Raw genomic sequence first — 16,156 nt, 5'->3', positions numbered from 1 at the left:
TACCTAACCTTGCTCCCGTCTCGGAGGGACATCCCGTGCCCGCACCCCGTCAACACCTCTTCCACCCGGCCAACGCCGGCGCCTACCGCGAGGCCGTCGGTGCCGCGGTGGACCACCTCGTCGCGCACCTCGCCGCCACAGCGGGGCGTCCCTCGGGCGGGGTCTCCCCGCGCGAGGCGGCACAGCGCGTCGCCGCCGTCGACCTCGACCGGCCGCTGGGCACCGGGCCGGACGCCCTCGCCGAGCTCTCCCGGCTCTGGCTCGACGACGCCATCTGGTTCCACGAGCCGACCGCCGCTGCCCACCTCAACTGCCCGGTGGTGATCCCGGCGCTGGCCGCCGAGGTGTTCGTCAGCGGGGTCAACGCCAGCCTGGACACCTTCGACCAGAGCGCCGGGGCCACCTTCATCGAGCGGCACCTCGTCGACTGGACGACGGCGCGCATCGGCTGGGGCCCCGGCGCGGACGGCATCTTCACGACCGGCGGCACGCAGTCGAACCTCCAGGCGCTCCTGCTGGCCCGCGGGCAGCAGGTCGCACCGGTCGACCGGCTGCGCATCTTCGCCAGCGCCGACGGCCACTTCTCGGTGCAGAAGGCCGCCCGGGTGCTCGGCCTCGGCGACGCGGCCGTGGTGCCCGTCGCCGTCGACCACGCGCGGCGGATGGACCCGACCGCTCTCGCCTCCGCGCTCGCCGACGCCGTGGCCTCGGGCGAGGTGCCCATGGCCGTGGTGGCCACCGCCGGCACCACCGACTTCGGTGCGATCGACCCCCTCCCGGAGGTCGCGGCCCTGGCTCGGGCGTACGGCGCCTGGTTCCACGTCGACGCGGCGTACGGCGGCGGCCTCCTGGTCTCCGCGCGCCGGCGCGACCGCCTCGACGGCATCGAGCTGTCCGACTCGGTCGCCATCGACTACCACAAGACGTGGTTCCAGCCGGTGTCCTGCAGCGCCCTGCTCGTGCGCGACGGAGCGACGCTGGGGCACGTCACGTGGCACGCCGCATACCTCAACCCCAAGGACTCCGCCCACCCCAACCAGGTCGACAAGAGCCTGCAGACGACGCGCCGCTTCGAGGCGCTCAAGCTGTGGATGACGCTGCGGGTGATGGGCGCCGACGCGATCGGCGAGCACCTCGACGCGGTCATCGACCTCGCCGACGCCGTCGCCGCGGAGCTCACCGCGATGCCGGAAATCGACGTCGCCGCCGCCCCGCAGCTGAGCACGATCGTGTTCCGCTGGTGCCCGCCCGGGCTTGACGACGACGAGGTCGGTCGCCTCAACGCAGCCGTCCGGGCCGAGCTGTTCGACTCCGGCCGGGCCCTCGTGGCGGCGACCCGGGTGGACGGACGCAGCTACCTCAAGCTGACGCTGCTCAACCCCGTGGCGACGGTCGACGACGTCCTCGGGGTCGTGGCGCTGGTCCGCGCGACCGGCCGGCGGCTCCTCGCCGGGCCTGCGGAGACGGGCGCCCGCGACGGCCGGGTGGCGGTGCTGCGATGACCGCCGGCGCGCCGACGTACGACCTCCTCGGCATCGGGCTCGGGCCGTTCAACCTCGGCCTGGCCTGCCTCGCCGAACCGCTCGACGACCTTCGCGCGGTCTTCCTCGAGGCGGCCGACGGCTTCTCCTGGCACCCCGGGATGATGCTGCCCGACGCGACGCTGCAGGTGCCGTTCCTGGCCGACCTCGTCACCCTCGCCGACCCGACGTCGCGGTTCTCCTACCTCGCGTTCCTCAAGGACGTCGGCCGGCTCTACCCGTTCTACATCCGCGAGAGCTTCTACCCGCTGCGCCGCGAGTACGACGACTACTGCCGGTGGGCCGCCGAGCGTCTGGACTGCGTGCGCTGGGGCGAGCGGGTGGTCGCGGTCGAGCACGACGGCGAGGCCTACGTCGTGCGCTCGGCCACGGGCCGCAGCTGGCGGGCACGCCGGCTCGTGCTCGGCACCGGCACCGCGCCCCGGCTGCCGTTCGCCGTCGAGGGGCCCGCCCTGCACTCCGCCGACTACCTCGACCGCAAGCCCGGCCTGCTGGCCGCCTCCTCGGTCACCGTCGTCGGCAGCGGCCAGAGCGCCGCGGAGGTGTACGCCGACCTGCTGGCCGAGCAGGAGGAGCACGGGTTCGCCCTGACCTGGGTCACCCGCTCGCCGCGGTTCTTCCCCATGGAGTACACCAAGCTGACGCTGGAGATGACCTCGCCCGAGTGGTCGTCGTACTTCCAGTCGCTGCCGGCCGGGCGACGCGCCGAGGTGCAGCGCGGGCAGGCCGCGCTGTCCAAGGGAATCAGCTCGCAGACCATCGATGCGATCTTCGACGAGCTCTACCGCCGCCAGGCGACGGGCGGCGTCGACACCACGCTCCTCACCGCGACCGAGGTGACCGCGGCGCGCTGGGACGGCACCGGCTACACCCTCGACCTGCGCCACACCGAGCAGGACAGCACCGGCCAGCTGCGCACCGCCGCGCTGGTGCTCGCCACCGGCTACGCCCCGCGCGTGCCCGACTTCCTCGAGCCGGTGCGTGACCGGATCCGGTGGGACGAGCACGGCCGGTTCCTCGCCAGCGCCAGCTTCGCCGTCGACCACGCCGGCGACGAGGTGTTCGTGCAGAACGCCGAGGAGCACACCCACGGCTTCGTCGCGCCCGACCTCGGGATGGGCGCGATGCGCAACTCGGTGATCCTCGCGCAGGTGCTCGGCCGCGAGCCGTACGCCGTGGAGAAGCGCATCGCCTTCCAGGAGTGGGGCATCCCCGACCGCTTCCGCGAGGAGGCACCCGCATGAGGCTCACCGTCGAGCCCCTCGACCCGGCCCGCGACGCATTCCTCCTCCACGCGTGGGTCACCCACCCTCGCTCCGTCTTCTGGGGCATGCAGGACGCGACGCCGCAGCAGGTGCACGAGGAGTACGCCCGCATCGCCGCCGACCCGCACCACGAGGCGCTGCTCGGCCGCGCCGACGGCGTGCCCGCGTTCCTGATGGAGCTCTACGCCCCGGCCCACTCGCCGCTCGCCGGGCTGCCGGAGCTGCGCGCCGGTGACGTCGGCATGCACCTCCTCGTCGCGCCCACCGACACGCCCGTCCACGGCTTCACGAGGGCGGTGATGCGGCGCGTGATGGCCGAGTGCTTCGCCGACCCGGCCGTGCGCCGCGTCGTCGTCGAGCCCGACGCCCGCAACGCCCGCATCGCCGTCCTCAACGCCGCCGTCGGCTTCGTCGTCGCCCGCCACGTCGAGCTGCCCGACAAGACCGCCGCGCTCAGCTTCTGCACGCGTGAGCAGTTCACCGCCGCCACCGGAGGAGCCGCATGACCATCGACCCGACCGACCTCACCGCCCACCTCGTCCCGGCGACGATGGCGCGCGCCCACCGCGCGCTCGTCGCCAAGGCGATCGCCGAGCTCACCCACGAGCGGCTGCTCGAGCCCACCCGCGACGAGCCGTCCGCGGACGGGTGGCGGCTCGACCTGGGCGCCGCGACGTACGCCTTCACGGCTACGCGCCACCCGCTCGAGCACTGGGTCGTCGAGCCCGACTCGCTGGTGCGCACGGTCGCCGGGCGTCCCGCGACGGTCGACGCGCAGGACTTCGTGATCGACTGCAACGACCGGCTCGGAATCCCCGACCACCTGCTCGCGGTGTACCTCGAGGAGGTCGCCGCCACGCTCGCCTCCGCCGCCTGGAAGCTCTCCCACCACCGGCTCTCGTCCGCCGACCTCGTCCACGCCGACCACCAGACCATCGAGGCGGCGATGACCGAGGGGCACCCCGGCTTCATCGCCTGCAACGGCCGCATCGGGTTCGGTGTCGACGACCACGCCCGCTTCGCGCCCGAGGCCGGGGCGGACGTGCGCCTGCACTGGCTCGGCGTACGCCGCGACGAGGCGCTGCTCTCGCTCTCGGCCGGCCGGACCGAGGAGGAGCACTACCTCGCCGAGCTCGGCCCCGACGTCCTCGTGGACTTCGAGAAGCGGCTGCGCGACCGCGGGCTCGACCCTGCCGACTACCTCTACCTCCCGGTCCACCCGTGGCAGTGGGTCAACCGGATCGCCGTGACGTTCGCGCCGGACGTCGCGCGCGAGGCGCTGGTCTGGCTCGGGGAGGTCGACGCGCCCCACCGTGCCCAGCAGTCCATCCGCACCTTCTTCCCGCTCGCGCATCCCGAGCGGTCCTACGTCAAGGTCGCGCTCGCGATCCAGAACATGGGCTTCGTGCGCGGGCTCAGCCCGGCGTACATGGCGGCGACCCCCGCGATCAACGACTGGGTCGCCGAGCTCGTGGCGGCCGACGAGGAGCTGGCGGCGAGCGGCTTCACGGTGCTGCGCGAGCACGCGGCCATCGGCTGGACCGGCGACGCCTACCACCGCCTGCCGGTGTCCTCGCCGCAGCGCAAGATGGTGGCCGCGCTGTGGCGCGAGAGCCCCGTGCCCGGGCTCGCCGAGGGCGAGCGGCTCGCCACCATGGCGTCGCTGCTGCACCGCGACCGCGACGGGGTGCCCCTCGTCGCCGAGCTCGTCGCCGCGTCCGGGCTCGACGCGGAGGAGTGGGTGGCGCGCTACCTGCGTGCGTACCTGCGTCCGCTCGTGCACTGCCTGCTCGCCCACGACCTCGCCTTCATGCCGCACGGCGAGAACCTCGTCATGGTGCTGCGCGACCACGTGCCGGTCCGGATGGTGATGAAGGACATCGGCGAGGAGGTCGCGGTGCTCACCGGCCGGCCGTTGCCCGACGGCGTCGAGCGGATCCGCGCCGTCGTGACGCCGGACCTCGCGGCGCTGTCGATCCACACCGACGTCTTCGACGGCTTCCTGCGCCACCTCGGGGCGATCCTCGCCCGCGCCGGCCTGCTGGCCGACGACAGGTTCTGGGCGCTGGTGCGCGAGTGCGTCGCCGGCCACGCCGCCGACCATCCCGAGCTGGCCCGCGCGGCGGCGACGTACGACCTGCTCCGCCCGGAGTTCGCGCACAGCTGCCTCAACCGGCTGCAGCTGCGCAACACGCTGCAGATGGTCGACCTGTCCGACCAGGCGGAGTCGCTGATCTTCGCGGGCACGCTGCGCAACCCGGCCGCCGCCGGATGAGCGTGCGCCGCGACGCGTACGGCGTCCCTCACGTCCGCGCCGGCAGCATCCTCGAGCTCGCGCACGAGCAGGGCCGGGTCACCGCCCGCGACCGCGCCTGGCAGCTCGAGGTCGAGCGGCTGCGCGGCGAGGGCCGGGTCGGCGCGCTCGGCGGCTCCGGTGCCTGGGACGCGTTCGCCCGCGACGTCGACATCGAGGGCACGGCCCGCAGGGGCTTCGACGCGCTGCCGGGCGAGTCGCAGGAGTTCGTGGCGGCGTACGTCCACGGCGTGCGCGCCGGTTTCGCCGAGGGGGCGTCCGCGCCGGAGCTCGTGGGGCGCCCCAGGCCCGGGAGCTGGCAGGTGTGGACCCCGCTGGCGGTGTTCCTGGTGCAGCACGTGCTGTTCGCCGGGTTCCCGACCCGGCTGTGGGCGCGCTCGGTCGGCCCCGGCCTCGACCCGCGGCTGGCCGCGCTGCTGGGGGTCGGCGAGCCGCCGCACGGCAGCAACGCCTTCGCCGTCGGAGGCGGGCGTACGACGACCCGGTCGCCGCTGATCGGCGCGGACCCGCACCGCGTCTTCGAGTCGCCCGGGATCTACCAGCAGGTCGGGCTGGCCTGCGACGAGCTCGACGTCGTCGGGCTGGCGTTCCCGGGCGTGCCGGGGGTGCAGCACTTCGGGCACACCGGGCACGTCGCGTGGGCGGTCACCAACGCGATGGCCGACTACCAGGACGTCTCGGTCGTCGGCGGCCGCCTGCGGGTGCGCACGCCCACCAGCGAGCTCGGCGACGTCGGGTTCGCCGCCCTGCTGCCGCTGCTGCGCGCGCGCACCGTCGCCGACGTCGACGCCGCCCTCGAGCACTGGGTGGAGCCGGTCAACAACGTGCTCGTCGCCGACACCGCCGGGCGGGTGCTCCACCGGGTGGCCGGCCGGGTGCCCGTACGCCGCGACGGCGAGTGGGTCGGGTGGGCCGAGCTGCCCCAGATCGAGGTGGCGGCCGACGCGGTGGTGGTCAGCGCCAACGACCGCACGGACGAGCGCTGGGACGGCCTCGCGGACCGTTTCGCCCCGCCGTGGCGGCGCGACCGCATCGCCGCGCTGTTGGACGCCGGACCGGTCGGCGTCGCCGGCGCCGCGGCCGTCCTCGCCGACGAGCACGACACCGCGGGCGGCGCGCTGCTCGACCTGCTCCTCGGGCTGCGCGACCTTCCGTCGCCGAGCGCGGCCCTGGTCGAGCGGCTGCGGCGGTGGGACCGCTCGATGGCCGCCGGGTCAGTGGCCGCCGGTGCCTTCGCGGCCGTGCGCGACGCGCTGGTCGCCGCCGTGGTGGCCCACCCCCTGCTCGCGCCGGCCCGGGTGGCCGCACCGCCCGTCCACGGCGAGGTGCTGGCCCCGTGGTGGCACCTGCCGACCCGCGTCGCCCGGGCGCTGCCCGAGCTCGTCGCCGACCCACCCGCGGGACTCGACCTCGAGGAGCTGGCCCGCGCCTCACTCGCGCAGGTGGCGGCACTGCCCGACCAGCCGTGGGGCGACCGGCACCGCTTCACGCCTGTCCACGCCCTCGCCGACCTCGGCCTCGACGCCGCCGCGCACCTCCCGTCCGTCGCCGGCAGCCCGCTCGGCGGGGACATCGAGTGCGTCACCGCCACCTCGTCGGTGCCCGGCACCGACATGTCGATCTCCGGGCCGGTAGCCCGCCTCGTGTGGGACCTGGCGGACCGCTCCCGCAGCCGATGGGCGGTGCCGCTGGGCGCCGGCGGCTCCGCGGGCACGCCCCACCACGACGACCAGTTCACCGCCTGGAAGGACGCCACCTTGCTCCCCGTCACCCCGCCTGCTGCCGTCCCCGCCGGCACCGGCAGGTTCAGCCTGCGCGCCGTCGGCCCGGCGGGCGACGCACCCCTGCTCCACGGCTGGTTCACCGAGCCGCGCGCCGCGTTCTGGGGCATGGGGATGCGCTCGGTCGAGGAGGTGGCCGCGATCTACGGCTGGATCCACGAGCAGGACCACCTCACCGCCGACCTCGTGCTCCTCGACGGCCGCCCGGTCGGGCTCGTCCAGACCTACGACCCGTTCGTCGACGCGGTCGGCGAGCACTACGACCGCCGCCCCGGCGACCTCGGGGTCCACCTCTTCCTCGCCGACGACGCCGCCCGCGCGGGCACGACGGCCGAGCTGCTGGCGTACCTCGTCGCCCACCTCTTCGCCGACCCGGCCGTACGCCGCCTCGTCCTCGAGCCCGACGTCGCCAACACCAAGTCGGTGGCGCTGCTGCGGCGGCTCGGGGCGGAACTGGGCCCGGTCACGACCGTTCCGGCACCGCTGCCGGACCTGCCCGCCAAGACCGCGCAGTTCGCCTTCCTGCCCCGGCCGGTCGACCGCTGAGGCGCGGCTCGGGGCCGCTCGCCGGCGACCGACCGCCGTGTCGCCGGCGTGTCGTGGGCGACACGCCGGGGTGACAAGCGTCGCACCGCCGGCACGGCCCCTCGGCCGGGCGGGCATGACCGGGCGCCGTCGCGGGTACGGCGCCGCCTTGAGCGACCACCGCCCCGCGCCCCCGACCGTCCCGGCGCTCGTGTGCGTGCCCGGACTCGGGCTCGAGGCGGCGGAGTGGCGTACGACCTTCCTGGCGCTCGCGCCGTCCGGCGTCGTCCGAGCGATGCCCGGCTACGGCCGGCGCCCCTCTCGCGCCGACGACCTGCGACCGGCCGCGCTCGGCGAGCGTCTGACGGCCGACCTCCCTGCGGGCGTGGTGCTCGTCGGCCACTCCGCTTCCTGCCAGGTGGTCGCCCGAGCGGCGGCCCTCGCGCCGGACCGGGTGGCCGCGCTCGTACTGGTGGGGCCGACGACCGATCCGCGTGCCGACACCTGGCCGCGGCTGGCGGCCCGGTGGCTGCGCACGGCAGCGTGGGAGCGTCCCGCACAGGTGCCGTTCCTGGTGCGCAGCTACACCCGCGCCGGCCCGGTCTGGATGGCCCGCACCATGGACCGCGCGCGGCGCGAGGACGTCCGCGGCGACCTCCGAGCCGTACGCTGCCCCGTCCTCGTCGTGCGCGGACGCCACGACCGGATCTGCCCGGAGGACTGGACCCGCGCCCTCGCCTCCCTCGGGCCGGCCGGGTCGCGCGCGGTGACGCTCCGGCGCGGCGGCCACATGGTGCCGCTGACCCACGGGGACCTCCTCGCCTCGACGGTCGCGTCCTGGCTGGCGTCGGTGTGCGCCCTGCCTGGCGGTGCGTGAGCCACATCCCTGGCCGCGCGGATGTGGCTGGGTCACCGCGGGGGTGGGGTCGACGTACGCCGCGCCCGCTGGCGGTGCGTGAGCCACATGCGCGGGCGCTGGGATGTGGCTGGGCCACCGCGGGGGTGGGGTCGTCGTAGGTCGCGCCGGTGGGCGGTGCGTGAGCCACGTGCGCGGGCGCTGGGATGTGGCTGGGTCACCGCTGGGGTGGGCCCACGTACGGCGAGCCCGCCACCGGTGCGTGAGCCACACCAGGTGCCGCCGAAATGTGGCTCAGCCACCGCCGCCACCGCCACCGCCAGCCCCACGCCGCCCGCCAGCGGCACACCCTCACGCCAGCGCAAGCGTCGCGTCGAGCACGAACGCGGGGTCCTCCAGCCGGTCGCCGTAGATCTCGCGCAGCTGCCCGACGCGGTAGCGCACGGTCTGGGCGTGCACGAAGAGCTCCTCGGCCACCGCGTCGCGCCGGCCGTGATTGAGCAGCCAGCTGCGCAGGGTGTCGGTGAGCTTGTCGGCCGTGGCGGGACGCAGGTCGGCGAGCGGGGCGAGCACCCGGGCCCGCAGGTCGGCACGCGCGTCGGGGTCGGCGGCCAGCACCAGCGAGGCGAGGTGGTCGTCGGAGTCGACGAGGCCGTCGAGGCCGAGGGCGGCGCAGCGGAGCGCCCGGCGGTGTGACGCGGCCGCCTCGAGCCACGGCGTGCTCGGTCCGACGACGGCGTCGGTGCCGCTCAGGGCGCGCAGGAGCGTACGGCGCGCGCCGGCGGACCCCGAGGTCGGCACCAGCAGCGACGCGTATCCCTCCGGGAGGCCGGGCACGTCGTCGGCGGGGTGGAGCGTGTGCTGGTCGAGCGCGGTGACCGCGTGGGAGACCTGCGACTCGGGAAGCACCACCGCGGTCAGGGCGCCCGGCGGCTCCCAGCCGGCCCGCTCGGCGGCGGCGTTGACCGCGTCGGCCGGGGCGCCGGTGAGCAGCGCCCGGGCGAGCCGCTCGAGGTTGCGCTGGCGGACCCGGCCGCTGCTCTCCAGCTCGTCGGTGTGGCCGGCGACGGAGGAGGCGGAGAGCTCGTCGATGTAGGCGAAGACCAGCTCGGCGAAGCGGGCCAGCTGCCCGGCGTCGACGCCGGCCTCCACGGCCGCGTCGGCCATGTCGCGCCACGACGCGCGGGCGCCGACGCGGTAGGCGGCGAGCAGCGCGTCGACCGTTCGGCCGCTGCGGGCCTCGCCGCGCCCGAGCTGGTAGGCGCCCTCGATCGCCGGCGCCTTGGGCGCCTCGGCGTCCTGCCGGGTGGCCAGCGTCAAGAAGCCGCCGAGCGCGAGCTGCACCGCGTTGCGGATCACCCCGCCCATCCGGCCGCTCCAGGCGCCGGCGTAGCTCGGCACCTCCTCGACGATGGTGAGGACCGCGGTGTCAGCGACCTCCGCCAAGCGTGAGCGCAGCGCCGCGGCGACCTTGGGGTCAAGGCCCACGACGGTCTGGATTTGTGTGGTGGGACGCACGGGACGAGTGACCATCGGGACTCCCGGTCAGGGTTTTGTTCGCGACGAACAACATCCTAACGCCGATTCACGTGCGCAGGGCAGGAAGGCAGCCCGAGGATCGGGCACATTGGATGTCATGAGCACGACTCTCGAACCCCCGGCCCGCGGCAGGCCGCGCAGCCGCCGACTGGGCGACCACCTGGTCCGGGTCGCCGAGGCTGCCACCACGCCGTACCTCCCTGCGGACTTCCTGGACATGTTCGCGCCGCTGCGCTCCGGCGCCGACCTGCGCGGTCGCATCGAGGCCATCGAGCCCGAGACTGCCGACGCGGCGACCATCGTGATCCGTCCCGGCGCCGACTGGGCCGGCCACGTGCCCGGCCAGTACCTCCGCATCGGCATCGACGTCGACGGCGTACGCCAGTGGCGCGCGTACTCGCTCACCCACGGCCCGCGCCGCGACGGCCGCATCTCCATCACCGTCAAGGCCGTCCCCGACGGCCTGGTGAGCAACCACCTCGTCCACGAGGCGCGCCCCGGCACCCTGGTGCACCTCGAGCAGGCGGCCGGTGAGTTCGTCCTCCCACCCGAGGGTGGCAAGTTCCTCATGGTGACCGCCGGCTCGGGCATCACGCCCGTCATCGGGATGCTGCGCAACCTGTTCCCGAGCACCGACGAGGGCGTCCTGCGCCCCTCGCGCAGCGCCGAGCACGACATCGTGGTCGTCCACGTCGCGCCCAGCCACCCGGACTCGATCTTCATCCGCGACCTCGAGGCCCTCGACGCGGCCGGCGCGATCCGGCTCGTGGCGAGGTACGACGACGAGCACGGCGTGCTCGACGTCGCCGACCTGCCCGGCCTGGTGCCGGACCTCGCCGAGCGCACGACGCTCGCCTGCGGTCCCGCCGGCCTGCTCGACGCCCTCGCCGCCCACCACGAGGCGGCGGGGCTGACCCTCACCACCGAGCAGTTTCGCACCGCGCGGGTCGAGCCCGGCGAGGGCGGCACCGTCACCTTCACCTCCGGCACCACCATCGAGCTCGACGGCGCCACGCCGATCCTCGACGCCGCGGAGGAGGCCGGGATGCTCATGCCGAGCGGGTGCCGCATGGGCATCTGCATGGGCTGCGTCATCCCGCTGCGCGAGGGCAGCGTCCGCGACCTGCGCAACGGCGCCATCACCACCGCCGTCCCCGGCGAGACCGGCGACCTCAAGGTGCAGACCTGCATCAACGCCGCCGCCGGCCCGTGCCACATCGACCACTGACCCCCCGTCCGACCTCCCCGACAACCCCCAGGAGATCGTCATGACCACCGTCCAGAAGAAGGCCGTCCTCGGCCAGACCAACCCGATCGCGCACCTCACCGACGCCGACATCGAGCAGATCGGCTACGAGCTCGACGCCATCCGGCAGGACGTGATCGACAGCCGCGGGGCCGACGACGCCGCCTACATCCGCCGCGTGATCGACACCCAGCGCAAGCTCGAGCTGGGCTCGCGCGCGGTGCTGCTCTTCAGCGCGTTCCCGCCGGCGTGGGTCCTCGGCACGCTCGGTCTGAGCATCTCCAAGATCCTCGACAACATGGAGATCGGGCACAACATCCTGCACGGCCAGTGGGACTGGATGCGCGACCCCAAGATCCACTCCAGCACCTGGGAGTGGGACATGGCCTCGCCCGCCGAGCAGTGGAAGCACAGCCACAACGAGCTCCACCACACCTACACCAACGTCATCGGTAAGGACAACGACCTCGGCTACGGCATCATGCGCGTCGACGAGGACCAGGCCTGGACCCCGTCCCACCTCGGCCAGCCGCTGTGGTGCTTCATCAACGCCGTGTTCTTCGAGTACGGCATCGCCGCCTACGACCTCGAGCTCGGCGCCGTGATCGCCAAGAAGCAGACCAAGGACCCCGAGTTCCGCCGCCGCGCCAAGCAGGTGCTCGGCAAGATCCGCAAGCAGGCGACCAAGGACTACGTCGTCCACCCGGCGCTGTCGATCCCGACGGGCTCGTTCCTGCCGACGCTCGCGGCCAACTTCACCGCCAACGTCGTGCGCAACCTGTGGTCCAACTCCGTCATCCTCTGCGGCCACTTCCCCGAGGGCGTGGAGACCTTCGAGAAGCGCTCCATCGAGGGCGAGACCAAGGGCGAGTGGTACGTCCGGCAGATGCTCGGCAGCGCCAACATCTCCGGCTCGAAGTTCCTGCACCTGATGACCGGCAACCTCTCGCACCAGATCGAGCACCACCTCTTCCCCGACCTGCCGTCCAACCGCTACGCCGAGATCGCGCCCAAGGTGCAGGCGCTCTTCGACAAGTACGACCTCACCTACTGCGCGCGCCCGCTCGTCCCGCAGGTCGCCTCGGCCTGGCACAAGGTCATCCGGCTCTCGCTGCCCAACGGCTGGCTGGCCACGACCAACAAGAAGAACCTGCCGCAGCAGCTGGGCATCCTCTACAAGATGGCCACCGGCGACCGTCGTACGCGCCGCCTGCTGGGTCGCAAGCTCGAGAGCGAGGCCCGCGCGGCCGCCTGATCCACCCCTGGGCGACCCGGTTCGCCCTTGACGTATCAGGACCCGCCGCGTTCCCTCCTGTTCTGACGACACGTCCTGGGAGGGAACGCGCATGACGACAGGTATGCCCCGATGATCCGCATCGGCTCCGTGGGGGAGCCGGCGTACGACGCCCGCGGCGAGGTGTCGCCGCCGCGCCCCCGCGGGGCCACGGAGGACGCGCCCGCCGGCGCCTCGCGCGGACTCCGCTGAGCCTGCGCCGAACCGGCGCCCGGCTCACCTAGAGTTCCCCGGTGGTCTGGCTGGTCGGCGCTGTCCTGCTCCTGTGGTTCGGGTGGGGACCGGCCGTCCTCCTCGCTGCCGCGGCGGCCCTCTGCGTCCCGCGGATCCGCTGGTGGGTGCAGGACCGCGGTCGCCCCAGCGGCCGGGTGACCGGTGCCGCCGCGGGTGCGAGCGTCGCGCTCGTCGCCGCCGTCCTCGTCGTCCCCGACGGCTGGCTGCCCGTCCCGCCGGCGCCGGGCGCGTGGGCAGGGCCGTCGTACGTCGGCCGCCCGGCGACGCCGCACCCCGTCGCCGCCGAGACCGTCCAGCACCCGCACCGGGTGACGGGCGGATCGCTCGTCCGACCGGGTCCCCTGGGACTCCAGCCGGAGGTGGAGACGGCCTGGTTCGGCCTGCAGCGCTGCGGCCGGCTCGAGCTCACCGGCGCCGGGTCGCTCCTCGCACTGTGCGCGGGCCGGTCGGGCCCGAGCCTGCGACTGGTCGATCCGGCGACGCTCCGCCCGAGCGCGACCTTCGACCTGCCCGAGCGGGTCGAGGGTTCGGCGTGTGCCGGCGACGCCTTCTACCTCGACGCGGGGGGCCGGGCGGTGGTGGCGACGACCGACCGGCGCGTGCTCACCGTCCGCACGTCGGTCGACGGCGAGCCGGACCTCGAGGCCGACGCGCCCGGCCAGGGCTGGGACCTCAAGCCCTACGTGCCGTTCGGTGACTGCCTCGTCGCCGTGGCGCCGGACTGGTCGGGTCGGGTCTGGTGGGCCTCGCGCGAGGGGCTGGTCGGCTCCATCGCCCCGGACACCGGCCAGGTAGCGGTCGTCGACCTCGGCGACCCGGTCCGGCGCGGCATCGCAGCCGATGCGTCGGGTGCTGTCTACGTGGTCACGGACGCAGCCCTGCACCGGCTCGCCACCGGTCCCGACGGGGCTCCGCAGGTCGGGTGGCGCACGGAGTACGACGGTGCCAGCGGGTCCGCGCCGGTGCTGCTCGACGGCGGGGTCGTGGCGATCACCGACTCCGTGGACTCGCGTCTCGGCGTGCTCTTCGTCAGTCGTGACAGCGGACAGCCGCTGTGCCGGCAGTCCGTCTTCGAGGAGGGCGCCGCCACGGACAGCGACCTGGCGCCGCTCGGCAGCGGGGTGGTGGTGACCAACAACGAGGGTTACTCGTCGCCGCGCAGCACCCTGCTCGGCTTCACCACCAGCCCCGGGATCGCGCGGGTCGACCTCGCGGGCGGTGAGTGCGTGGTGCGGTGGACGAGCGAGGAGGTGTCCCCGAGCTCCGGTGTCACCGCCAGCTGGCCCAACGGGCTGGTCTACGCCTGGACCAAGCGGCCGTCCCTGACCGGGGTCAGCGCGTGGTACCTCACCGCCCTCGACGTCGAGACCGGCCGCAGCATGTGGGGCGTGCGCACCGGCACGGGGCTGCTCGCCGGCAGCGACCGCTCCGAGGTCTTCCTCGGCCCCGACGGGTCGGCGTTCCTGGGGACGTTGGCGGGGCTGGTCCGGGTGCGCGACCGCAGTTGAGGGCTCACAGCCAGCTGAGCCCGACGGTGGCCTCGCTGAGCTCCCACAGCCGACGCTGGGCCGCCTCGTCGCGCGCGAGGGGGGCGGTCGTCACGACCTGCGGCGGCCCGCTCGCCTGCCCGGGCCCGCTCGGACCGACGTACGTCCCGCCGGGCAGGTCCGCGGTCGCGGCCATCAGCGTGGGCCAGGCCCCGGCCTCGGCGGACTGCGAGACCGCCTTGACGGCGGCGTCGAGGATGGCCGCGCGCCGCCCTCCGGTGCTGCCGAGCTGGCCGTTGACGGCGAGGTGCGTGCCCGCCAGGCCGGGATGCGCGGCCAGCGCCTTGACCGGCAGGGCGGCGCGCCGGAGCCTGCGCTCGAGCTCGAAGGTGAAGAGCAGGTTGGCCAGCTTGGTCTGGCCGTAGACCCGCCACCGGCGGTAGCGCCGCGGCGCCCGCGGGTCGTCGAGCGGGGCCGAGCGCGCCAGCCGGTGCATCTGCGAGGCGAGGGTGACGACCCGGCCGTCGCCGGAGCCGGCGAGCTGGTCGAGGAGGAGCCCGGTGAGCAGGAACGGCCCGAAGTGGTTGGTCGCCATCTGCGACTCCAGCCCGTCGCGCGTGCGGCGCAGCGGGGGAGCCATGACGCCGGCGTTGTTCACCAGCAGGTGGATCGGTCCGAGGCGCTCGGCCTCCCTCCCCGCGGCGCGGACCGAGGCCAGGTCCGACAGGTCGACGACCAGCGTGTCGAGCCCGGCGCCGGGCACCTCGGCCGCGACGGCCTCGCGCGCCGCGTCGAGCTTGGCCCGAGCGCGGCCCGCCAGCGTGACACGGGCGCCGTGGCGAGCCAGCTCGAGGGCGGTGTGGAAGCCGAGGCCGCCCGGCGTCGGCCCGGTGACCACCGCGTGCCGGCCGGCCAGGTCGCCGATGTCGGCCGTCGTCCACACCGTGCTCACGGCGTCACCGCCATCGCGGCCAGCACGCGCTGCCCGAGGTCGTCGCGCCCCGCCACCCGCACCCCGCCCGGTGGCACCGGCCGGCGCCCGCCGGCCAGCACGACGAAGGTCTCCCGGTCCATCGCCAGCGTCACCGTCGGCGCGGCGTCGGGCGTGCCGACGCGCCCGCGCCCGTCCTCGCCCACGACCACCGTCGCGGGCGCGTGCTCGGCCACCTCGAGCCGTACGACGGCGCCCGCGGGCGCCTGGGCCCGCTTGGCGACCACGTAGGGGAGGCTCTCCATCAGGTAGTCGGTGGCGTGCACCGCGGGGGCGGAGTCGAGGTTGCCCGGCATCTCCAGCGCGCGGCGGACGTCCTGCTCGTGCATCCACACGTCGAGCGGCCGGTTGCGCAGGAGCAGGCCGGTGGTCCAGCCGATCGCCCCGAACGGCCCGGGCGCCGGAGCCCCCGGGTCCGTCGGCGGGTCGGCCAGCAGCTGCGTGTGCCGCGCGGTCGTCGACTCGCGGATCTCGGTGATCAGCGCGTCGGGCGTCGCGTCGCGGCGGGCGAGGACGCCCTGCTCGGTGAACTGGCCCATCGCCCCGCGCACGTGCGCCGCCTGGCCGACCTCGACGTCGTCGTGCGGGCGGCCGGCGAGCAGGGACTCGAGGTGGGCGGTGTGCGCCGCGATCGCGTGCACGTCCCAACCCGGCAGGTCGGTCGGCGTGGACCACTGCCCCTCGCCGACGTGCTCGAGCAGGCGGGTGAAGGAGTCGACCGCCTCCCACCACACCGCGACGAGCGCGCTCAGTCGTTCCTGGTCGGTCATGGGCAGAGCCTAGGACCGAGCGGGGACTGCCGCCCCGGCGCGCGGTCTAGGCTGGCGGTGACGGCCGGCGTCGGCCGTGTCCCCACCTCGAAGGAGTCGTCATGGGCATCGGTCTCGGCATCCTCCTGCTCGTTCTCGGCCTGGTCCTCCTCTTCGCCATCAACGAGTTCCCGGCCTCGGTGCAGGAGGTGGTCGACCCCACCACCGTCGGCTGGATCCTCGTCGTGGCGGGCGGGGTGGCCCTCGTGCTGGCACTCGTGACGCAGCGCTCGCGGACCACGCGGGTGGAGGAGCGCCACGAGATCTGAGCGGC

Annotated in this window: 13 protein-coding genes; 10 read left to right on the top strand and 3 right to left on the bottom strand. The window is 74.6% G+C overall.

Translation table 11 applies throughout. The features are described 5' to 3' along the window. Positions 1 to 35: 35 nt before the first annotated feature. From J3P41_RS07590 to J3P41_RS07565, 6 genes are all read left to right on the top strand, one after another. On the top strand, positions 36 to 1,502 hold the full coding sequence (locus J3P41_RS07590) for an aspartate aminotransferase family protein (RefSeq protein ID WP_210649563.1): 1,467 nt from the start codon (positions 36 to 38) through the stop codon (positions 1,500 to 1,502). Beyond that, complete coding sequence (locus J3P41_RS07585; RefSeq protein ID WP_210649562.1) at positions 1,499 to 2,785, top strand: lysine N(6)-hydroxylase/L-ornithine N(5)-oxygenase family protein; 1,287 nt, start codon at positions 1,499 to 1,501, stop codon at positions 2,783 to 2,785. The genes J3P41_RS07590 and J3P41_RS07585 overlap by 4 nt, the downstream gene beginning before the upstream one ends. After that, positions 2,782 to 3,312 (top strand): GNAT family N-acetyltransferase, encoded by a 531-nt coding sequence (locus J3P41_RS07580; RefSeq protein WP_210649561.1) that lies wholly within the window; start codon positions 2,782 to 2,784, stop codon positions 3,310 to 3,312. Before J3P41_RS07585 ends, J3P41_RS07580 begins: the two co-directional genes overlap by 4 nt. Continuing rightward, positions 3,309 to 5,081, top strand: a complete 1,773-nt coding sequence (locus J3P41_RS07575; RefSeq protein WP_246861486.1) for an IucA/IucC family siderophore biosynthesis protein — start codon at positions 3,309 to 3,311, stop codon at positions 5,079 to 5,081. The genes J3P41_RS07580 and J3P41_RS07575 overlap by 4 nt, the downstream gene beginning before the upstream one ends. Further along, positions 5,078 to 7,447 (top strand): GNAT family N-acetyltransferase, encoded by a 2,370-nt coding sequence (locus J3P41_RS07570; protein ID WP_210649560.1) that lies wholly within the window; start codon positions 5,078 to 5,080, stop codon positions 7,445 to 7,447. The genes J3P41_RS07575 and J3P41_RS07570 overlap by 4 nt, the downstream gene beginning before the upstream one ends. 148 nt (positions 7,448 to 7,595) lie before the next feature. Beyond that, positions 7,596 to 8,303 carry an alpha/beta fold hydrolase gene (locus J3P41_RS07565; protein ID WP_210649559.1) on the top strand — a complete coding sequence of 236 codons (708 nt, stop codon included), beginning with the start codon at positions 7,596 to 7,598 and terminating at the stop codon, positions 8,301 to 8,303. 330 nt (positions 8,304 to 8,633) lie between these two features. Here J3P41_RS07565 and J3P41_RS07560 read toward each other — a convergent pair whose 3' ends face one another. Next, positions 8,634 to 9,770, bottom strand: a complete 1,137-nt coding sequence (locus J3P41_RS07560; RefSeq protein WP_307861875.1) for a helix-turn-helix domain-containing protein — start codon at positions 9,768 to 9,770, stop codon at positions 8,634 to 8,636. Positions 9,771 to 9,918: 148 nt separating this feature from the next. Here J3P41_RS07560 and J3P41_RS07555 point away from each other — a divergent pair, with 148 nt between their 5' ends. The 3 genes from J3P41_RS07555 to J3P41_RS07545 all read left to right on the top strand — a co-directional run bounded on the left by J3P41_RS07555 (position 9,919) and on the right by J3P41_RS07545 (position 14,103). Continuing rightward, positions 9,919 to 11,049 carry a ferredoxin reductase gene (locus J3P41_RS07555; protein WP_210649557.1) on the top strand — a complete coding sequence of 377 codons (1,131 nt, stop codon included), beginning with the start codon at positions 9,919 to 9,921 and terminating at the stop codon, positions 11,047 to 11,049. 40 nt (positions 11,050 to 11,089) lie between these two features. Beyond that, a complete protein-coding gene (locus J3P41_RS07550; protein WP_210649556.1) occupies positions 11,090 to 12,322 on the top strand; it encodes an acyl-CoA desaturase in 1,233 nt (410 codons plus the stop codon). Between the two features lie 272 nt (positions 12,323 to 12,594). Next, positions 12,595 to 14,103 (top strand): hypothetical protein, encoded by a 1,509-nt coding sequence (locus J3P41_RS07545; protein ID WP_210649555.1) that lies wholly within the window; start codon positions 12,595 to 12,597, stop codon positions 14,101 to 14,103. Between the two features lie 4 nt (positions 14,104 to 14,107). On the opposite strand, the gene J3P41_RS07540 is transcribed toward J3P41_RS07545, so the two are convergent. Both J3P41_RS07540 and J3P41_RS07535 read right to left on the bottom strand, forming a co-directional pair. Next, a complete protein-coding gene (locus tag J3P41_RS07540; protein ID WP_307861874.1) occupies positions 14,108 to 15,034 on the bottom strand; it encodes an oxidoreductase in 927 nt (308 codons plus the stop codon). Beyond that, complete coding sequence (locus tag J3P41_RS07535) at positions 15,031 to 15,843, bottom strand: maleylpyruvate isomerase family mycothiol-dependent enzyme (RefSeq protein ID WP_210649554.1); 813 nt, start codon at positions 15,841 to 15,843, stop codon at positions 15,031 to 15,033. Before J3P41_RS07535 ends, J3P41_RS07540 begins: the two co-directional genes overlap by 4 nt. Positions 15,844 to 15,944: 101 nt before the next feature. Here J3P41_RS07535 and J3P41_RS07530 point away from each other — a divergent pair, with 101 nt between their 5' ends. Further along, positions 15,945 to 16,151 carry a DUF6458 family protein gene (locus J3P41_RS07530; RefSeq protein ID WP_210649553.1) on the top strand — a complete coding sequence of 69 codons (207 nt, stop codon included), beginning with the start codon at positions 15,945 to 15,947 and terminating at the stop codon, positions 16,149 to 16,151. Positions 16,152 to 16,156 lie beyond the last annotated feature (5 nt).

This window comes from Nocardioides sp. SYSU D00065 (assembly GCF_017916425.1).
GTDB lineage: Bacteria > Actinomycetota > Actinomycetes > Propionibacteriales > Nocardioidaceae > Nocardioides.
This window is presented reverse-complemented; position numbering and strand designations above follow the sequence as displayed.